The 17,557-nt window shown below is 68.4% G+C and carries 13 protein-coding genes and 5 pseudogenes; 8 read left to right on the forward strand and 10 right to left on the reverse strand.

What is annotated here, in order from left to right:
- Window positions 1-95: 95 nt before the first annotated feature.
- From PV679_RS19035 to PV679_RS19045, 3 genes are read right to left on the reverse strand one after another with little or no spacing between them, the layout of a single operon-like run.
- Window positions 96-2,180 carry an ABC transporter ATP-binding protein gene (locus PV679_RS19035; protein WP_319681502.1) on the reverse strand — a complete coding sequence of 695 codons (2,085 nt, stop codon included), beginning with the start codon at window positions 2,178-2,180 and terminating at the stop codon, window positions 96-98.
- On the reverse strand, window positions 2,177-3,130 hold the full coding sequence (locus PV679_RS19040; RefSeq protein ID WP_319681503.1) for an ABC transporter permease: 954 nt from the start codon (window positions 3,128-3,130) through the stop codon (window positions 2,177-2,179). The genes PV679_RS19035 and PV679_RS19040 overlap by 4 nt, the downstream gene beginning before the upstream one ends.
- 1 nt (window position 3,131) lies before the next feature.
- Window positions 3,132-4,115: an ABC transporter permease gene (locus PV679_RS19045; RefSeq protein ID WP_319681504.1), complete on the reverse strand. Its 984-nt coding sequence runs from the start codon at window positions 4,113-4,115 to the stop codon at window positions 3,132-3,134.
- Between the two features lie 232 nt (window positions 4,116-4,347).
- On the opposite strand from PV679_RS19045, the pseudogene PV679_RS19050 reads away from it, so the two are divergent.
- Together PV679_RS19050 and PV679_RS19055 are read left to right on the forward strand one after the other, a co-directional pair.
- Window positions 4,348-4,742, forward strand: a pseudogene (locus PV679_RS19050) (FAD-dependent oxidoreductase); the annotation flags it as partial.
- 495 nt (window positions 4,743-5,237) lie between these two features.
- Window positions 5,238-5,942 (forward strand): MBL fold metallo-hydrolase, encoded by a 705-nt coding sequence (locus PV679_RS19055; RefSeq protein ID WP_319681505.1) that lies wholly within the window; start codon window positions 5,238-5,240, stop codon window positions 5,940-5,942.
- A 42-nt stretch (window positions 5,943-5,984) separates the two neighbouring features.
- On the opposite strand, the pseudogene PV679_RS19060 reads toward PV679_RS19055, so the two are convergent.
- A pseudogene (locus PV679_RS19060) lies at window positions 5,985-6,245 on the reverse strand (helix-turn-helix domain-containing protein); the annotation flags it as partial.
- A gap of 31 nt (window positions 6,246-6,276) precedes the next feature.
- On the opposite strand from PV679_RS19060, the pseudogene PV679_RS19065 reads away from it, so the two are divergent.
- Window positions 6,277-6,976, forward strand: a pseudogene (locus tag PV679_RS19065) (beta-ketoacyl reductase); the annotation flags it as partial.
- A gap of 1 nt (window position 6,977) precedes the next feature.
- Here PV679_RS19065 and PV679_RS19070 read toward each other — a convergent pair.
- From PV679_RS19070 to PV679_RS19080, 3 genes and pseudogenes are all read right to left on the reverse strand, one after another.
- Window positions 6,978-8,054: pseudogene (locus PV679_RS19070) on the reverse strand (flavin monoamine oxidase family protein); the annotation flags it as partial.
- A 154-nt stretch (window positions 8,055-8,208) separates the two neighbouring features.
- Window positions 8,209-8,949, reverse strand: a complete 741-nt coding sequence (locus PV679_RS19075; RefSeq protein WP_319681506.1) for a 4'-phosphopantetheinyl transferase family protein — start codon at window positions 8,947-8,949, stop codon at window positions 8,209-8,211.
- Window positions 8,946-9,863, reverse strand: coding sequence for a metallophosphoesterase (locus tag PV679_RS19080; protein ID WP_319681507.1), 918 nt, complete (start codon window positions 9,861-9,863; stop codon window positions 8,946-8,948). The genes PV679_RS19075 and PV679_RS19080 overlap by 4 nt, the downstream gene beginning before the upstream one ends.
- Window positions 9,864-10,605: 742 nt before the next feature.
- Between PV679_RS19080 and PV679_RS19085 the strand changes: the two are divergent.
- Window positions 10,606-11,033: pseudogene (locus PV679_RS19085) on the forward strand (thioesterase II family protein); the annotation flags it as partial.
- An 85-nt stretch (window positions 11,034-11,118) separates the two neighbouring features.
- On the opposite strand, the gene PV679_RS19090 reads toward PV679_RS19085, so the two are convergent.
- Window positions 11,119-11,448 carry a cytochrome P450 gene (locus PV679_RS19090; RefSeq protein ID WP_319681508.1) on the reverse strand — a complete coding sequence of 110 codons (330 nt, stop codon included), beginning with the start codon at window positions 11,446-11,448 and terminating at the stop codon, window positions 11,119-11,121.
- Window positions 11,449-11,617: 169 nt separating this feature from the next.
- On the reverse strand, window positions 11,618-11,842 hold the full coding sequence (locus tag PV679_RS19095) for a hypothetical protein (RefSeq protein WP_319681509.1): 225 nt from the start codon (window positions 11,840-11,842) through the stop codon (window positions 11,618-11,620).
- Between the two features lie 67 nt (window positions 11,843-11,909).
- Between PV679_RS19095 and PV679_RS19100 the strand changes: the two genes are divergently transcribed.
- Together PV679_RS19100 and PV679_RS19105 are read left to right on the forward strand one after the other, a co-directional pair.
- The gene (locus PV679_RS19100) at window positions 11,910-13,139 is read left to right on the forward strand and encodes an acyltransferase domain-containing protein (RefSeq protein ID WP_319681510.1); all 1,230 of its coding nucleotides are present in this window, start codon (window positions 11,910-11,912) and stop codon (window positions 13,137-13,139) included.
- On the forward strand, window positions 13,090-13,743 hold the full coding sequence (locus PV679_RS19105) for an acyltransferase domain-containing protein (RefSeq protein WP_319681511.1): 654 nt from the start codon (window positions 13,090-13,092) through the stop codon (window positions 13,741-13,743). Before PV679_RS19100 ends, PV679_RS19105 begins: the two co-directional genes overlap by 50 nt.
- Here the strand turns inward: PV679_RS19105 and PV679_RS19110 are convergent.
- A complete protein-coding gene (locus PV679_RS19110; RefSeq protein ID WP_319681584.1) occupies window positions 13,670-14,581 on the reverse strand; it encodes a cytochrome P450 in 912 nt (303 codons plus the stop codon). The genes PV679_RS19105 and PV679_RS19110 overlap by 74 nt on opposite strands.
- Before the next feature lie 681 nt (window positions 14,582-15,262).
- On the opposite strand from PV679_RS19110, the gene PV679_RS19115 reads away from it, so the two are divergent.
- Both PV679_RS19115 and PV679_RS19120 read left to right on the forward strand, forming a co-directional pair.
- The gene (locus PV679_RS19115; RefSeq protein ID WP_319681512.1) at window positions 15,263-15,391 is read left to right on the forward strand and encodes a hypothetical protein; all 129 of its coding nucleotides are present in this window, start codon (window positions 15,263-15,265) and stop codon (window positions 15,389-15,391) included.
- Window positions 15,391-17,553, forward strand: coding sequence for an NB-ARC domain-containing protein (locus PV679_RS19120; protein WP_319681513.1), 2,163 nt, complete (start codon window positions 15,391-15,393; stop codon window positions 17,551-17,553). The genes PV679_RS19115 and PV679_RS19120 overlap by 1 nt, the downstream gene beginning before the upstream one ends.
- Window positions 17,554-17,557 lie beyond the last annotated feature (4 nt).

Raw genomic sequence — 17,557 nt, forward strand, 5'->3', positions numbered from 1 at the left:
TTCTGGTTCAGTGGAGCAACGCGGACAGATGGAAGCCCGGTGATGGACCGGGAGAGGGCCGGACAGGCCGGCGGGCCTCGGGGGGCGCGGCCGGCTCAGCCGGCGTGACAGGCGAACAGATGATCGGGACGACCGGTCACCTGGGCCGGTAGGGGACGTTCCGTACGACAGCGCCGGCGCACGTCCTCGCCGACGGCTCGGTACAGAGGACAGCGGTCGACGAAGACACAGCCCTGGGGCAGCCGCGCGGCGCTCGGCTGCTCGCCCTCCAGGACGACGCGTTCGCGGGTGCGCTCCCGTTCCGGGTCGGGTACAGGAATCGCCGACAGCAGCGCTTTGGTGTACGGATGTCTGGGGTCGGAGAAGATCGTCTCGGTGTTCCCGGTCTCGACGACGTGGCCCAGATACATCACCGCGATCCGGTCGGAGATGTACCGGACGACGGCCAGGTCGTGGGCGACGACGAGGTAGGCGAGGCCGAGTTCGCGCTGGAGCCGCGCGAGCAGATTGATGACTCCGGCCTGCACCGACATGTCGAGGGCCGAGAGCGGTTCGTCGAGGGCGAGGAGCTTGGGCGCGGTCGCGAGGGCGCGGGCGATACCGACGCGCTGGCGTTGGCCGCCGGACAGTGCGGCCGGGAACCGGTCGCTCAACGAGGCGTCCAGGCCGACCAGTGCGAGCAGTTCGCTGATGCGGGAGCGGATCTCCTCGCGGCCTCGCCCGATGGCCTGGAGCGGTTCGGCGATGAGCTGGAAGACGGGCAGCCGCGGGTCCAGGGCGCCCAACGGGTCCTGCATGACGATCTGTACGTCGCGCCGCAACTCTCCTGCCCGTGCGGCGGAGCCGACCGTGCCGACGTCGGTGCCGGCGATCTCGATCCGTCCGCCTTCGGGCCGCTTGAGCCGGAGGATCTCCAGCAGGGTCGTGGTCTTGCCGCTGCCGGATTCGCCCACCAGGCCGAGAGTCTCTCCGGCGCGCAGCTCGAAGCTGACCCGATTCACGGCGTGCAGCGTGCCGACCCGGCGTTTGAGGAGGACGCCCTTGGTGACCGGGAACGTCTTGACGAGGTCCTCGACTCGCAGCACGATGTCGCCGGCCTCGGCGCGGGCCGTTCCGGTCCGCCGGTCGGCGGGCACGGCGTCGCCTGCGGGGTCGAGTGATCCGTCGGCCACCTCCTCGGCGCGCAGGCAGGCCACATGCCCGTGCCCGGTGATCTCGCGCAGCTCGGGTTCGGCGGCGCGGCAGGCGTCGAGGGCGACGGCGCAGCGGTTCGCGAACGGGCAGCCGGCCGGGAGAGTCACGAGGGAGGGCGGTTCGCCGCCGATCGGGACGAGGGGCCGGTGGACCCCGCTGTCCACGGACGGCACGGCGGCGAGCAGTCGCGCGGTGTAGGGCATCGTCGGCCGACGGAACAGCTCCTCGACGCCCGCCCGCTCCACGAACCGGCCCGCGTACATGACGGCGATCTCGTCCGCGTGTCCCGCGACGACCCCGAGGTCGTGCGTGATGAGGACCAGGCCGGCGCCGGTCTCGGTCTGCGCCACGCGCAGGACGTCGAGGATCTGGGCCTGCACGGTGACATCGAGCGCGGTCGTGGGTTCGTCGGCGACGAGGACGGACGGCTTGTTGGCGATCGCCATGGCGATGACGACGCGCTGGCGCATGCCGCCGGAGAACTCGTGCGGGAAGGACTTGGCGCGGTCGCGTGGGTCGGATATGCCGACGAGATCCAGCAGTTCGACTGCCTGCTCCCAGGCCGCCCGCCTCGTGAGGTCCTGGTGGACCCGCAGGGCGTCGGACAGCAGCCTTCCCACCGAGAAGATGGGAGTGAGCGCGGACAGCGGGTCCTGGAAGACCATGCCGATGGTGTTGCCCCGTACCCGCGAGAGTTCCTTGTCGCCGAGGCCGACCAGATCGTGCCCGCCGACCAGCACCTGCCCCGACAGGACGGCGGACGGCGGCAGCAGGCCCATGAGGCCCATCGCGGTGGCCGACTTGCCCGAGCCGGACTCACCGACGATGCCGAGGGTCCGGCCGGGCAGGAGGTCGAAGCTCACGCCGCGTACCGCGTCGACAGGTCCGGCCTCGGAGGGGAAGGAGATCCGCAGGTCCCGTACGGACAGCACGGGAGTGTCACCGGTGGACAGGGCGGGGCCCGGCAGAGTCGTGGTGAGTGTCATCGTCGGCCTCCGGCCGCGCCGGTCACGGATGTCGGGTCGAGGGCGTCGCGCAGCCCGTCACCGACAAAGGTCATCGACACGGTGAGCAGGACGACCAGGCCCGCTGGGAAGGCGAAGAGCCAGGGAGCGCTGGTGATGGTGCTCGCGCCGTCCGCGAGCATGGTGCCGAGGGAGACATCCGGGGGCTGGACGCCGAACCCGAGGAAGGACAGAGCGGTCTCGCTGAGCACGGTCGCGACGACTCCGAGTGTCAGGTTGACGATCAGCAGTGAGCCGAGGTTGGGGATGATGTGACGCATGATGATGCGCTGCGGGCTCACTCCCATGAACTCGGCCGCCGCCACATAGTCCCGTTCACGCAGTGAGGTCGAGACCGACCAGATGACCCGGGCGGTCTGCATCCAGCCGAACACCGTCAGCACGACGATGAGGACCCGCCAGTCGCCGGCGAGGCGGTGGGAGACCAGGGCGAGGATGAGGAACGAGGGGACGATCAGCAGGAAGTGGATGACGGCGAGCGTCAGCTTCTCGACCCGGCCACCGAAGTACGCCGCGCTGGAGCCGATGACCGCGGCGACGACGACGGTGAGGACCGAGACGCTCACCGCGATCATCAGCGAGCGCTGGAGTCCGTGCACGACGGAGGCGTAGATGTCGTTGCCACCCTGGTTCGTGCCGAACCAGTGGGCGCCGCTCGGCGGCTGGGTGAGTGCGGCGAAGTCGGCGTCGGAGTACGCGTAGGACGTGAACCGGCCGCCGAACACACTGAACAGCACCAGCAGCACGAAGATCACGACACCGACGACGGCGAGGCGGTTGCGCAGGAAACGCCGCAGGTAGAGCCGGCCGAGGCCGATGTGCTGCCGGTCCTTCGGCAGTGGGAGCTTCGCGTCAGGCGCCTGGGCCGCGGTCACGTCTGTCGTCAGGCCTGTCGTCAGATCCGAGGTCATGTCAGCTCACCCTCACTCTCGGGTCGAGGAAGACCGTGGCGATGTCCGCGAGGATCGCGCCGACCGCGGTGAGGGCGGCGGCGAAGGCAGCCGTCGCGACCGTGCCGTGCACATCGTTCTTGCTGATGGTCTGCACGAAGTAGCGGCCCATGCCGTTCCAGCCGAAGATGGTCTCGGTGATGACGGCGCCGGTGAAGAGGGCCGGCACACTGAACGCCACGGAGGTCGCCGTCGGGATCAGCGCGGCCCGCAGTGCGTGCCGACGGACCGCCTTGGTCCGGGTGAGGCCGGTGGCCTGGGCAGTACGCACGAAGTCGGCGTTGATGGTGTCGAGCAGCAATGAGCGCTGCGTCAGGTGATAGCCGACGTAACCCATCAGAGTCAGGGTCAGAGTGGGCAGGATCAGATGAAGGAGACGGTCACCGATCGTCGGGAGCAGTCCTTCGACATTCGGTGAGTTCTCCCCGGCGACGTAGAGGAAGTGCAGCCCGGCGTGCTGGTTCAGCCAGACGGCGACGAAGACCACGGCGAGCGCGGCGACGGACGTCGGGATGTTGAACAGTGCGACGGACACGGCCTGTGAGATCCGGTCGGCCCAGCCGTACTGTCGAGACGCGGTGTACACGCCCACCATGACGCCGATCACGACCGACAGAACCGTTGCGATGACGACCAGTTCCGCGCTGACGAGTGACCGGTAGCCGACCTCGCCGTTGACAGAGACGCCCGTGGGAGACCTGCCCCAGTCGAAGTGGAGGGTCACCGAGGTGAACCAGTCCCACCACCGATGGGCCAGTGGCACCCGCGGGTCCAGGTTGTACGGCGCGAGGGCGCGGTCGATCTGGATCTCGGTGCGGACGGGCCGCAGCTCCTTGAAGTTCGACCGAGGGTCCAGAAACCAACTGGCAAGGAAGTACGTGGCGTTGGTCGCGACCACGATCATCAGCAACCAGCCGGCCGACTTGCGCATCACATAGCGGACCATGAGCGCTCCCTCCTCTCCTCGGGAGAGAGGCCGGGAGTGCTGGTTCTGAGGGACGTGCTCATGGCGCAGGAGAGCTTTCTGGGGTGACGGAGCGTACGCACAGACGTACGGGCCTCAGTTTGATCAGTGAATCGGCCTCGGCACCAGCAATCGGCCACTCCTGCCACAAGGCCGAAATAGCGCTGTAGCAAACAACCCTGAGCGGGCACATCGTCCACGATCTCGACACACCGCCCGGCCGGCGGTCCGCACCTCCTCCTGGGCCCCGGAGCTTACGGTGCTGATCACGGATGGCGAGACCCGCCGGTCCTGCGGACCCTCAATACCCTGCCCATCGACCACCGGTGGGACCGCGTGCCCGGCGTGACCCTCCTCGGCGACGCCGCCCACCTGATGCCACCCTCCGGCGAAGGCGCCAACGTCGCCATGTTCGACGGCGTCGAACTCGCCCAGGCCATCGCCGCCCACCCCGACGACACCGAGGCCGCCCTGACCGCCTACGAGACGGCGCTGTTCCCGCGCAGTGCCCAAGCCGCCGCGGAGGCCACCGAAATCCTGAAGATCCGCTTCGGCGACAACGCCCCGCACAGCATGGTCGAATTCTTCGCCGCTGCCGAGCAGGCCTGAGGGCCGTCCCGCAAGCGGCGCGTTCCGCGACCAATCTGTCCGGCTCGGACATCGTCGTCCACTTCAACCCCGACTGCGGGCTGCCGGGACGCCCGGCAGCGATGGCGACACGGTCTTCGTCCTCGGCAGTCTGTACTCCGGCAACTTCCCGTTCCCGGCAGTCAGTTACCAGGAACCACTGAGCCTGAACGAGTCCCGCCGGACCGTCTTGGCGGTGTGGATCTCGCCGGAGTTGTCAGGGCACCTCCGGTGTGATCCCACACTGTGCCGCGCGGTGTTTGTGCTGACGGCGAACCAGTGCGTGAGCGATGTTGACGGCGCCTCGGGGCTGTCCCGTAAGCACAGGCAGGCGCGCGACGACGGCTACGGCACCTCGCCGCGTTGTCGGAACGTCCTCATACGCCCAGTATGGCGACGCCTCTCCGCCTTGCGATCCACCGCATCTGACACCGCGTGACCCACCCGGGATTACGGGACAGCCTTTAGATTCGACATATGGAGATTGTTGAGCTGTTGCCGCGACTGCATCTGCTTCGTTTCGAGGTCGGGCAGGCGTATCTGTGGCGCGACGACGACGGGTTCACATTGATCGACTCCGGGATCGCGGGAGCCGGTCCTGCAGTCGCCGACGCCCTGCGCGGAATCGGCGCGAAACCCGGTGATCTGCGACGAGTTGTGCTCACACACTTCCACGAGGACCACGTCGGCGGCGCCGCCGAGATCGCCGCGTGGGGCGGGATCGAGGTGTTCGCGCATCAGGCGGACGCCGCGGTCATCCGAGGCGAGGCACCGGCTCCTCCGCCGGTGTTCACAGACGCGCCCGAGTGGGAGCGTGCGCTGTTCGAAGGCAAGCCGCAGTTGCCTGCGGCGCCACCGGTGCGGGTGGACCACGAGTTCGAGGACGCGGACGTGCTTCCGTTCGGCGGCGGAGCACGTGTGGTCGCGGCCCCCGGTCACACTCCGGGCAGCTCCGCGGTGCATTTGCCCGTGTTCGGAGTGCTCTTCCTGGGCGATGCCGTGGCGAACGTGGAAGGCAGGACCATGCTCGGAGTGTTCAACATGGACCGATCCCGCGCGCTGGAGTCGCTGCGGGTCCTGAGCCGCCTCGACGCGGAGGTGGCATGTTTTGGGCATGGCGACGCGATCGTCGGAGCCGCTTCGGCAGCTCTGCGCGCCGCGGTGCCACGCGGCGCCGCGTAAGACACCGTCACCGTGAGACAACGGCGCATGGGCCGCGTCCGCTCAGCTCAGCAGGCCGCGTTCCAGCGCCGTCATCACGGCGGACGTACGGTCGGAGACGCCGAGTTTCTTGAACGTCCGAAGCAGATGCGTCTTGACCGTGGCCTCGCCGATGAACAGCTCCCTGCCGATCTCGGCGTTGGTGTGTCCGCGGCTGACCAGGCGCAGCACCTCACACTCCCGTCCCGTCAGCGGAGCGGGTTCCGGCGTCCGCGCGCGGAACAGTTTGCCCGCGAGCGAGGGAGTCAGCACGGTCGACCCGGACCAGGCGCAGCTCTGGGGCCTCGGACGCACGGTGGCCCTGGAGCACCCGGAGCGCTGGGGCGGTCTGATCGATCTGCCGGAGACTTTCGACGGGCCGACCGCCGACCGTCTCGCCTCGGCGCTGTCGGGCACGGGCGGCGAGGACCAGATCGCCGTCCGGGCCTCCGGTGTCTTCGTTCGGCGGCTGGTGCGGGCGGTGGGTGGTGAGGGCCGTGCGGGTGGTTGGTGTGTGCGGGGGAGTGTGTTGGTTACGGGTGGTACGGGTGCGTTGGGTGGCTCGGTGGTTGGCGGGTTGTGGTGCGGAGCGTCTGGTGTTGGTGAGTCGTCGTGGGCTGGAGGCTCCGGGTGCGGTGGTGTTGCGGGAGGAGCTGAGGGGTCTGGGTGTGGAGGTGACGGTCGCGGCGTGTGATGTGGCTGATCGGGAGGCGTTGGCCGGTCTGCTGGACTCGCTGCCGGACGAGCATCCACTGACGGCCGTCGTCCATGCCGCCGGCGTACTGGACGACGGCGTCCTCGACGCCATGACGCCGGAACGGATCGAAACCACACTGCGCGCCAAAGCGGGCACGGCCGCCGTCCTCGACCAACTCACGCGTGAACGCGGCCTGGACCTCTCGGCGTTCGTCCTCTTCTCGTCCGTCGCCGGCACACTGGGCGCGGCGGGACAGGCCAACTACGCCGCGGCCAACGCGTATCTCGACGCGCTCGCCGAGCGCCGGCGTGCCGACGGACCACGAACAGCTTCGAAGCGCCCATGTAGTGGGTCCGTTCGACCGCGGTCCAGTGTGACGAGGGCAGCAGCGCCGGATCGCAGTCGATCCGGCTCAGCAGCGTCCACACGTGCGGGCTGAAGACGACCGCGGGAAACTCCTCGCTCGCGCCGTCCCCGTCCTCGACACGGATACCGCCGGCGGTACGCCGCAGCCGGGTCACGGCGGGCCGGGCGGTCCCGCCGTGCAGCGAGGCGAGAGACGTGCCGGCCGGCCAGTGCGCGAGCGTCTCGGGTGCGTGCTTCCACAGCCCGCGCGGCACCTGCTGCGAGCCGCCGACAATGCTGACGTGGTTGTCGTCGGCCTCGGTGCAGACGACGCGCAGGATCTCCAGGACCGAGTTGGGAAAGTCGGTGTCCCAGCCGCCGGTGCCGAAACCGACCTGGCCGAAGATCTCGCGCTGGCGGAACGACCGGAAGGCGGGTGTGGTGGCGAGGAATCCGTAGAAGGACTGGTCGTCGTACTCCCGGACCAGCCGGTTCCAGACGGACTTGAGGGTCTCGACGTCACGTTGCCGGATGGCGTCCTTCATGGTCGACAGCTCGGCGCGTTCCTGCAACGCCTTGTCCCAGGCGTCGGCGACCTCCTGGTAGACACCGGGCAGATCGTCCGGTGTGCGTCCCCGGACCTCGGTGCCGCCCAGGTCGATGAGGGTGCTCGGGGTGCTCGGCGCCAGCGGGTTGGGAAAGGGACGGGTGGGCAGACCGAGTGTGTCGATGTAGTGGAACAGCGCGCGGGCGGAGACGGGAAAGCGCATGGCTCCCATCTCCGCCACATATTCGGGATTGCCGGGAAAAGGAATGGACCGCATCCGGCCGCCGAGCTGCTCCGCCTCGTAGACGACGGGCCGCAGTCCCAGCCGCATCAGTTCGTACGCGGCGGTGAGCCCCGCGATTCCGCCGCCGACCACCGCGACAGGGGTACCGGCCCTGTGCGGCGGCAGCGTGCCGAGTCCGGCCGGATGACGCAGCCATCTCTCGTAGGAGAACGGGAAGTCAGGCACGAGCATCGTTATCGGAGGCAGGGTGGCTGACGTCATGAGGGGAACCTCTCGGGCCGAGTCGGCAGCGGTGTCGCGACATCGGGGGTTCCCGGCGAGGCGGAGCCAGGCTCCTCGTGCCGACGCCCGGATCACGCTATTTTTCGAGGATCGCCCGGACAACCCCTATCCACCCTGGACAACCGGTCTCCGGTCAGACGGGGTGGGAACGTCCGGAGGCGACTGGCGGTACGGAGGGCGAGAAGGCGGTGTACGCGATCGCGGTGACGAGAAGGCCGCGCCCGGCCGCCCAGCGACCGGTGAACGCGGTGACGTCCCTGCCGTGCGGTCCGCGCGCCGGACGCAGGAGTCTGGCGTCGAAGGTGCCGGTGGTGCTCTCCGCCGACGCCGGGAACTCGTCCACTCCGAAGGTGATCTCGGCATCACCGAAATCCAGTTCCGTGCGCATCATCGGATACCACGTCTTGTATACGGCTTCCTTGGCGCTGAACAACAGCCGGTCCCAGTGCGCGGGGCCGGGCTGCCGGCGCGCGTCGGCACGCCGCAGCCATGCCTGCTCTGCCGGCAGCGCGATGCTGTCCCGCACTCCGCCGGGCAGCGGCAGGTCGGGCTCGGCGTCGATGCCTATGGCGAGCAGATCCGCCGAGCGTGCCAGCACCGCCGCGCGGTAGCCGTCGCAGTGCGTCATGCTGCCGACCACTCCGTCGGGCCACCGCGGCGCGTTGCGCACGCCGGGCAGCACCGGCGCGGGCGGCAGTCCGAGGTCGGCCAGCGCCCGGCGCGCGCAGGCCCGTACGGTGGCGAACTCGCGCCGCCGCTTCTCCACCGACCTGCCGAGCAGTGCCCGCTCCTCGGGAAAGAGAGCGTCTTCCTCACCGCTGTCCTCGAACGCCTCGGCGCAGGCGGCCGTCGACGGCATCAGATCCGCGATCATGCCCGGTCCGCCTTTCCGGCGCGGGAGCCGGCGGGCGTGGCCGACGCGGTCCGTCCCGTCTCCGGCACATACGGCAGGATCTGCCGCAGCAGACCGCGCGGATGGCCCCGGCGGCGCCATTCGCGCGGATAGCCGACCGACACCTCCTCGAAGCGGATGCCGTCGTACCAGGTGGTCCTGGGGATGTGCAGATGTCCGTAGACCATCGCCGCGGTGTTGAAGCGCAGATGCCAGTCCGCGGTCAGTTCGGTGCCGCACCACTGCGCGAACTCCGGATGCCACAGGACGTCCATGGGAGTACGTACCAGCGGATAGTGGTTGACCAGTACCAGCGGGACGGCGGGATCGTGTGCCGCGAGCCGGCGCTCGGTCTCGGCGACCCGTGCCCGGCACCAGGCGTCCCGTGTCGGATACGGGTCGGGGTGCAGCAGATACTCGTCGGTGCAGACGACACCCGCCTCGTGTGCCTTGGCGAGCGACTCCTCCTTCGTCGTTGTGCCGGGCGTGAGGAAGCTGTAGTCGTATCCGATGAACAGCGGCGCGACCGCGACCGGTCCGCCGGGACCTTGCCACACGGGGTACGGGTCCTCCGGTGTGACGACGCCCAGGCCACGGCACAGCTCGACGAGGTGCCGGTAGCGCCGCTCGCCCCGGAACTGGACCGTGTCCTCACGGGGCGACCACAACTCGTGATTGCCCGGGGCCCACACGACCTTCGCGAACCGCTCCCTGAGCAGGCGCAGTGCCCACTCGATGTCGGCCGTCAGTTCACCGACGTCGCCCGCGACAATCAGCCAGTCCTCGTCGGCGCCGGGGCGCAGGGATTCGGTGATCGGCCGGTTGTCGGCCATGCCGACATGCAGGTCGCTGACGGCGAGCAGACGACCGCCAGTTGTTCCTGGCGTGGCGGACATGGGCGGCTGTTCGGGTGGTACGGGGGGCATCGGAGTCCCAACTGACCGGCAGGTCCTGGCGCTGGCGGATGGTGAGCATGAGCGGACGGGCATGACGTGCTGTTTCACGGTACTGACCCCGCTGAACGAGTCGGCGGCCACCTCCCGGTCGGTGCCGCCGGCCCGGACCGCCCTGCGGCGGTGTCTCGGAAGCGGTCCGCCGGGCGGATCTGGCGGACGATCAGGAGGAATCCAGCCAACGGGACGGTAATTGCACGGACTGCGGCAATAGGGGTGTCTGTCGCGTCGGCCGCACGGGAGGGTGGCCGGTGAACTGTCTTTCCTGGGTCTTTCGCAATGTGCTCCTGGCGTACTGATTTCCGGTTTGTAAATTCTCCGGGCTCGGGAAATTTACTGGTCGGTCATCTGTTGGGTGGCAATCGGGGCGGATCCGGTACGCATCGCGCGTAGAACGCGGTGTGACCGCTGTCGCTTCTTCTTGTACACCTTGAGTTTGGCGGTACGCACGCCGGCAAGAGCCTCAGGTAAAAGCAGTGTAAAGGTTTTTCGCGCCTGGATAAACCGTTCCGTTGCTTCATGGGTGTGAATTCGTCGAAACGCCCTGCGGTGCCTGGACCTGGTGGAATTAGGGGTGCCCCCTGGTTCATCCGCTGTGCTAAACATGACGCGGTCAACAGCGATCATGGACGACCGGATGCGGACGGGCAGTTGTACGGGGCCTCAAGGGAAAGAAATTCAACCAGTGGGTGAACAGCGCGAAAACGGCAACTGGATACGTCGGTTCCATCCGTCGGAAGAAGCCCGAGTGCGTCTCGTCTGCTTTCCGCACGCCGGTGGTTCGGCTCCCTTCTATTTCCCGATGTCCCAAAAGCTCTCGCCGGGCGTCGATGTCCTTTCGTTGCAGTATCCGGGCCGCCAGGACCGCCGTCAGGACAGGCGCATCGACACTATCGCCGAGTACGCCGACGTCATCGCCGAGGAGCTGAAGCCATGGCTCGATCTGCCGACGGCATTCTTCGGTCACAGCATGGGCGCGGTGCTTGCGTTCGAGGTCACTCGGCGCCTTGAAAGGACGCGGGATACTCTCCGGTCCGTATATTCGCGTCCGGCCGCAGGGCCCCGTCGAGTTACCGCGACGAAAATGTGCACAAGCGGGACGACGACGGCATGGAAGGTGCTTGAGGCCGCCGATGAAGTTCGTGGCGGAGAGTTCCGGTGCGCCCGCGGCCTCGATGGAGTCCAGCCGGGGAAGCAACTAGGCGAAGAACGCGTTGGTCTTCATCTTGGCGAGGGCGGCGCCCAGGCAGTAGTGCACACCGAATCCGAAGGCCAGATGCCGGTTGGGAGTGCGGGCCACAGCGAAAAGGAAAGGATCCTCGAAGAGGTCCTCGTCCCTGTTGGCCGAAGGATAGGACAGGAGCAGGGCGTCGCCCTTGCGGATGGTGACGCCTCGCAGTTCGTAGTCCTTGACGGCCGTACACAGGAAGCACTTGATCGGTGTGACCCAGCGGACCATCTCGTCGACCGCGGACGGCAGCAGACCGAGATCGTCCTTCAGACGCGCCAGTTGTCCGGGATTCTCCATGAGCGCCTGGAGTCCGCCCGCGATGGTGGCGCTGGTCGCGTCGGGCCGGCCGTGGCGATGAGGATGTAGTACGAGCCCGCGTCGAAGTCGGACAGATGCTCTCCATTGACACGGGCGTTGGCGATGGCCGACGCCAAGTCCTCGGTGGGTGTGGCACGCCGATCCGCCGTCAGTTGGTCGAAGTAGGCGAACAGGTCCTGTTGTACGGCGATGAAGTCCTGGGATCGCGGCCACGGCCCGACTCCGCGTCGGCGTTTCCGAACAGTTCCTGGGTCAGTGAGAGGAGGCGCGGGAAGTCGGATTCGGGCAGACCGAGCAGGGACAGGATGACGTAAAGCGGGAAATGGAAAGCGATGTCCGTGACGAAGTCACACTCGCCGTCGAAGCTCAGCATGCGGTCGACGTAACGCTTCGCCAGCTCCGTGACGCGGTGAGCTGGCCGGTGTCTTCGTCGGCGCGATGTGGGACGACTACGCCTTGCTCAGTCTCGGCGCCGGGAGTTCCGGAACGCGCGGGCTCAGCAAGCCGTACTGGCCGCCGCCTACCGGAACGCGGACATCGACCCCGTGGACGTGCAGTACATCGAACTGCACGGCACGGGCACCGCGGTGGGTGACCCGATCGAGGCTTCGGCGCTCGGAGCCGTACCCGGCACCGGACGGGCGGCCGGAGCCCCGCTTCTGGTCGGCTCGGCGAAGACGAACGTCGGCCATCTGGAAGGTGCCGCCGGCATCGTGGGGCTGGTCAAAACAGCTCTCGCCGTCAAACACCGGAAGCTGCCGCCCAGCCTCAACTTCGAGCAGCCCAACCCACGGATCCGGTTCGACGACTGGAACCTCCGGGTCGTCACGGCCGCACAGCCCTGGCCGGAGCCGGACCGGCCCTTACTGGCCGGAGTGTCCTCCTTCGGCATGGGCGGCACCAACTGCCATGTCGTCGTGTCCGGCGCAGCGGAAAGCACGGCACCGGAAAGCACACCCGACACAGCCATCCCCGAGCGGACCGTCCCCGCACTCTGGACGATCTCCGGAAAAACCCAGGCCGCCGCCCGTGCCCAGGCCGCCGCGCTCCTCGCGTACGCCGACACCCACCCTGACGTCCGGCACACCGACATCGCTGTCTCACTGGCCCGGTCACGCACCCACTTCGACCACCGCCTGACGGTCGTGGGCAGGGACCGCGACGAACTCGTCGGCCGGCTGCGCGCCTTCGCCGACAGCGGGTACGCGCCCGGAGTGGCCGAAGGCACCACCGCCGAATCGGCCACCGCCACCAGCGCCTTCCTGTTCGCCGGTCAGGGCAGCCAGCGAGTCGGCATGGGACAGGAGCTCTACACCCGCCACCCGGCGTTCGCCGCCGCACTGGACGACGTTCTCGCCGCCCTCGCGAGCTGTGACACCGAACTTTCGGCGCTGCGTGACCTGATGTTCACCGGACCGGCCGAGAAGCTGAACCGGACCCGGTTCGCGCAGCCCGCGCTGTTCGCCCTCGAAGTGTCCCTCTTCCGCCTCGTCGAGTCCTGGGGAATCACTCCGGACTTCGTGGCGGGCCATTCCATCGGTGAGATCGCCGCCGCCCATGTCTCAGGCGTGTTTCTCGCTCGACGACGCGTGCGCGCTCGTGGCGGCACGGGGCCGTCTGATGCAGTCCCTTCCCGCCGGCGGTGCGATGGTCGCGGTCGAAGCCGGTGAAGCCGAGGCCGGTCCACTCGTCGAGGACCTGGAGAATGTATCGCTCGCGGCGGTCAACGGTCCCTCGCCGGTGGTCCTCGCGGGAACCGAGGACGAGGTCGAGCGAGTGGCGGCCGTCCTGGCCGCCCAGGGCCGCAGGACACACCGGCTGCGGGTCAGCCACGCCTTCCATTCACCACTGATGGACCCGATCCTGGACCGCTTCCGGCAGGTCGTCGCCGGACTCCGGTTCGGCCAGGCCTCGATACCCATGGTGTCGGCCCTGACCGGCGGGCCGGTGGGCGAGAGCTGGCGGACTCCCGAGTACTGGGTGCGGCACGCACGCGAAGCGGTACGGTTCGCCGACGCTCTCCATGCTCTCCATGACTCCGGAGCGAGCCTGTTCGTGGAGCTGGGCCCGGACAGCACGCTCTCGGCGCTCGCACAGAACAACCTGGGCGACGAGATCGTGACGGTGCCCGTGCTGCGCGGTGACCGGGACGAGGAAAGCACGCTGCTCACCGCGTTGGCCCTGCTGCATGTCAACGGAGTCAGTCCTCGCTGGAGCGTCCTCTTCGACGGAGTCCCGGCAACGCGGGTGCCGTTGCGTCCGGGATCGGGATGACGATCTCGCCGCTCCGTACGAGGGAGCCGTCAGGCAGTGTGATGTCCTCGGTCGCCACATGGTGCATGCCGCCGTTCTCCGCGATGGTGAGATAGCGCAGCAGCTCCTCCACGATCGGTACCGCGCGGTCCGGCCGAGTGCGCAACTCGTTGGCGACTTCGGGCCTGCGCGGCAGTTCGAAGACGGCCGAGCCCATCTGACTGCTGGTGCTCTCGTAACCGGCGTAGAAGATTCCGGAGATCTGCGACACCGTCTCGGCCCGGCTCACCTGCCGGTCCGGATGGGTGCTGACCAGCATCTGGCTCAGTACGTCGTCCGTGGGACGACCGCGGTCGATAGCCTCCTGCCGCTCGGTCACGAGGCGGTCGAAGTACTCGTGCATCTCCTGATGAGCCTTGATCATCTCGCCCATCGGATAACGGCCGGCGGAGACGGTGAGATTGCCCCAGTGTTCGAAGCGATCCTGGTCCTTCTCCGGCAGGCCGAGCACCCGGCACATGATCACCATGGTGATCGGCCGGGCGAAACGCTCGACGAGGTCCACCGGCTTGGGCCCGGCGGCCAGATCGCTGACGGCCTCGGCGACCACCTCCTCGACCAGTGCCCGCATCGACCGCACGCGGTGCGCTGTGAAGGCGTGCGCGACGGCGGACCGGCGCCGGGTGTGGTCGGGAGGGTCGGTGGTCACCAGCGGCAGTGACTCTCTGGGGACGCCCGCCATGGCGATCTTGCTGTAGGCGAGCCGGCTGAAACGCTGGTCGGCGAGGACGAACTTGACGTCGCTGTAACGGGTGACCAGAAGGGCTTCCCGTCCTCCGGCGATCTTTACCCGGCGCAGGCCCGGCGCAGGCCCGGCTCGGCCTGGGTCTCCGCGTACTCCGGAGGAGGTTGTGTCTCAGCACCGACAGCGAAGGGAAAAGGGCATAGTCCGGTCATATCGCCACCTTCTCGGGAAACATGCTCGTCTTGTACACGGCCGTCGCTCCGCGTCCGTTCGACCGTCCGATCGGACGTAAAACCCCGGGTGGTGGTCGTCTGAGTGATTCGACGGCGTCCCGGACCTGTGTGGAGGGAGGTGTTCGACGGGTGGGTGTCCCGGCCGGCTCGGTATCAGAAAGCCGCCGCACGGGACGTGCCATGGTCACTTTGCTGAGCGTATCCCACCTCCATGTACGGCCGGGGTCGGGCCTGCGGCGAGAGCGTGTCTCACGAGCCACTCCGCGAAGAGCCGCACGGCGGCGCGGCTGTGTTCTCCGATGAGGGTGCGATCGGAGCCCGGCCGGGCGAGGATGGGCCGGGTGCGGCGCGCGTCGCCCGGGATGGACTGTCCAAGCTTGGGTGATCTCTCTACGGTGGGATTGACTGCCCGCAACGAAACGCAGGGTGAAGGGAAAGCCATGGAAGGTGAGTTGGCGGCGGTGTGGCATCCGGTGAGGGCGGGAATGCCGGCCGATTCCGGCTGTGAGGGGATGGTGCTCTCTGCCGGAGGCCGTCCGCTGCGGGGCGGATTGAGTTGATCATGGCAGGCAACGTGATCGGTGTCGGCGGACACGATGGGGCAGTGCACCGAGGTGAGCGGTCCCCGGAAGCCGCTGCTCTCGCGGTGAACAAGACGGTTTCGGCCGAGCGGGACGCGGTGGTGGCGTGATGGCGGACGTCTTTGGCGACCGGGCCGGTGAGCGGCACATGAGAAACGATCTGTCCGGGAGCGTCTACGGGCCGGTCGTGCAGGCCGGCGAGGTTCACGGTGGCATCACATTCCAGGTCCAGGCTCCACCGTCGTGCGGTCCTGAGGTCAAGCCGGACCAGGTGCCGCCACTGACCGTGCGGTTCTTCGACCGCGATACGTGCAGCGCGTCGCTGGACAGCACTCTGGGAGTGCCAGGGAGCGGATCGCGTGTCGGGATTGGCGTGCTGAGCGGTATTCCCGGCATCGGCAAGACGGCGCTGGCATGCCAATGGGCTCATCAGGCGCGTGGACGCTTTCCCGACGGTCAGATTTACGTCGATTTCGCGGCCCTCAGACGTGGTGCGGGCGGCGACGTCTCGGCGGCTGTGCGCGTGTGCCTGAGACAACTTGGAGTGAGCGAGGACTTCATCCCGCCCTCCTTCGCGGACCGCGTCGCCATGTTTCTGTCCAAAACCGCCGATCGTCGGATCCTCGTCGTTCTGGATGATGTGAACCAGCCCGCGCAGGCGTTGTCCTTGGTGCCCAAGGGAGCCGGCAGCGCCGTGCTGGTCACCAGCAACAGAACGCTGCGTGAGCTGGCGGTGGACGGTGCGCTGCTGCTGCCGCTCGAACCGCTGGACCGTGAGGCCGGATTACAGGTGCTGGCCGACCGGTGTGGTGAGGCCGCCGTGGCCGCGGAGCGGGAGGCCGCCGAGCAGCTCGTCGACCTGTGCGCCGGGCTGCCGAAAGCACTGCACCTGGTCGCCGCCCGTCTGCTGACAGCTCCTGCCGCTCGTCGGCTGACCATGAAGAAGCTCACCGCGGAACTGGCCGACGAGACCCGCCGGCTGGCGGGAATGGCCATCGGAGAGGAGCGCTCGATGTCTGCCGCACTTGGTCTCGCGTACCGCGATCTGGCGCCTGACGTTGCCCGGCTCTACCGGCTGCTGGGATGGCTGCCCGGGCGGTCGTTCGACCTGAGTATCGCGGCCGTGGCCGCCGGGATCGATGTCTCGGCCGCCGAGCCGCTCGTGGACACGCTGGTGGAGGCGAGCCTCCTCGACGTCACCCAGGACGACCGGTTCCGGTTCCACGATCTCGTACGTCTGCACGCCCGTGAACGGGCAGCGGCGGAAGAGCCCGGCATCGGACAACGTGCTCTGGTCGAGCGGGTGACGACGCACTATCTGGCCCTTACCGCGCTCGCGGACCGGGCGGTGCGCGGGGACCGGCTCCGAATCGCGGATCTGGCGGGCCTGTTGAGTGACGCGCCCGACCCGTTCGCCGCCGACGACGGCCCGGCACCGCTGGACTGGCTGGAGGCTGAACGCGCCAATATCCTCGCCGTGCTGCGCGAGGCCGCCCGCCAGGAACTCCACGCACTCGTGTGGCCCTTGGCGGAGGGTTTCACGGTGCTGTTCCTGCATCGCAGATACCTCGGAGACTGGAAGGAATCGCTGGAACTGGGAGCGGCTTCCGCCGCCGAGGCCGGTGTGCCGGCCGGAGAGGCGCGACTGCGGAGCCTGCTGTCGCGCCCGCTGATGGACCTCGGCGAATACGACCGGGCCCGCGCGGAGTTGGAGACCGCCGTCGTCCGCGCCGAGCATGCCGGGCATCCGGCGCTGCGCGCTTCCGTGCAGGAGTTCTTCGGACGGTACTGGGACCGTTTCGACACCGCGCGGGCGGTGGAGACGTACCGGCGGTCCATCGAGCTCAACGCCGAGGCGGAGGAGTGGCGCGGGGCGGCCATCGCCGCGTACTTCCTCGGGTGCGCTCTGGACGCCAACGGTGATCACGTCCAGGCACTGGCGACCCTGCGCGGAGCGCACGAGGATCTGCTGGGCCGCGCGGACCTGCGCATGGCGGCTCGGGCCATGGCCGCCATGGGCGTCGTCCACGATCACCTGGACGACGCCGAGGCGGCGATTCGTACGCTGAGAGAGGCGGCCGGCACACTGCGCGCACAGAACGCGAGTCACTACGAAGCCCAGGTCCTCGAATACCTGGCCGACATCACCGAGCGGACGGGCGGCGACGCCGATGTCGTGCGGACGTCTCTGCGGAGAGCCTTCGAGATCTACGAGGCGGCCGGCAGCCCGAGGGCGGGGACGATCCGGAAGCGGTTGGACGCGATTGCCTGACACG

The sequence above is a fragment of the Streptomyces sp. AK02-01A genome, from assembly GCF_033795305.1.
Lineage (GTDB): Bacteria > Actinomycetota > Actinomycetes > Streptomycetales > Streptomycetaceae > Streptomyces.

Coding starts and splice junctions, on each gene's coding strand:
- PV679_RS19045 (WP_319681504.1), bottom strand. CDS start 4,115: ATGGTCCGCTATGTGATGCGCAAGTCGGCCGGCTGGTTGCTGATGATC.
- PV679_RS19075 (WP_319681506.1), bottom strand. CDS start 8,949: ATGATCGCGGATCTGATGCCGTCGACGGCCGCCTGCGCCGAGGCGTTC.
- PV679_RS19035 (WP_319681502.1), bottom strand. CDS start 2,180: ATGACACTCACCACGACTCTGCCGGGCCCCGCCCTGTCCACCGGTGAC.
- PV679_RS19090 (WP_319681508.1), bottom strand. CDS start 11,448: ATGGAGAATCCCGGACAACTGGCGCGTCTGAAGGACGATCTCGGTCTG.
- PV679_RS19115 (WP_319681512.1), top strand. CDS start 15,263: ATGGCAGGCAACGTGATCGGTGTCGGCGGACACGATGGGGCAGTGCAC.
- PV679_RS19080 (WP_319681507.1), bottom strand. CDS start 9,863: ATGTCCGCCACGCCAGGAACAACTGGCGGTCGTCTGCTCGCCGTCAGC.
- PV679_RS19105 (WP_319681511.1), top strand. CDS start 13,090: ATGCAGTCCCTTCCCGCCGGCGGTGCGATGGTCGCGGTCGAAGCCGGT.
- PV679_RS19055 (WP_319681505.1), top strand. CDS start 5,238: ATGGAGATTGTTGAGCTGTTGCCGCGACTGCATCTGCTTCGTTTCGAG.
- PV679_RS19040 (WP_319681503.1), bottom strand. CDS start 3,130: ATGACCTCGGATCTGACGACAGGCCTGACGACAGACGTGACCGCGGCC.
- PV679_RS19120 (WP_319681513.1), top strand. CDS start 15,391: ATGGCGGACGTCTTTGGCGACCGGGCCGGTGAGCGGCACATGAGAAAC.
- PV679_RS19095 (WP_319681509.1), bottom strand. CDS start 11,842: ATGCTGAGCTTCGACGGCGAGTGTGACTTCGTCACGGACATCGCTTTC.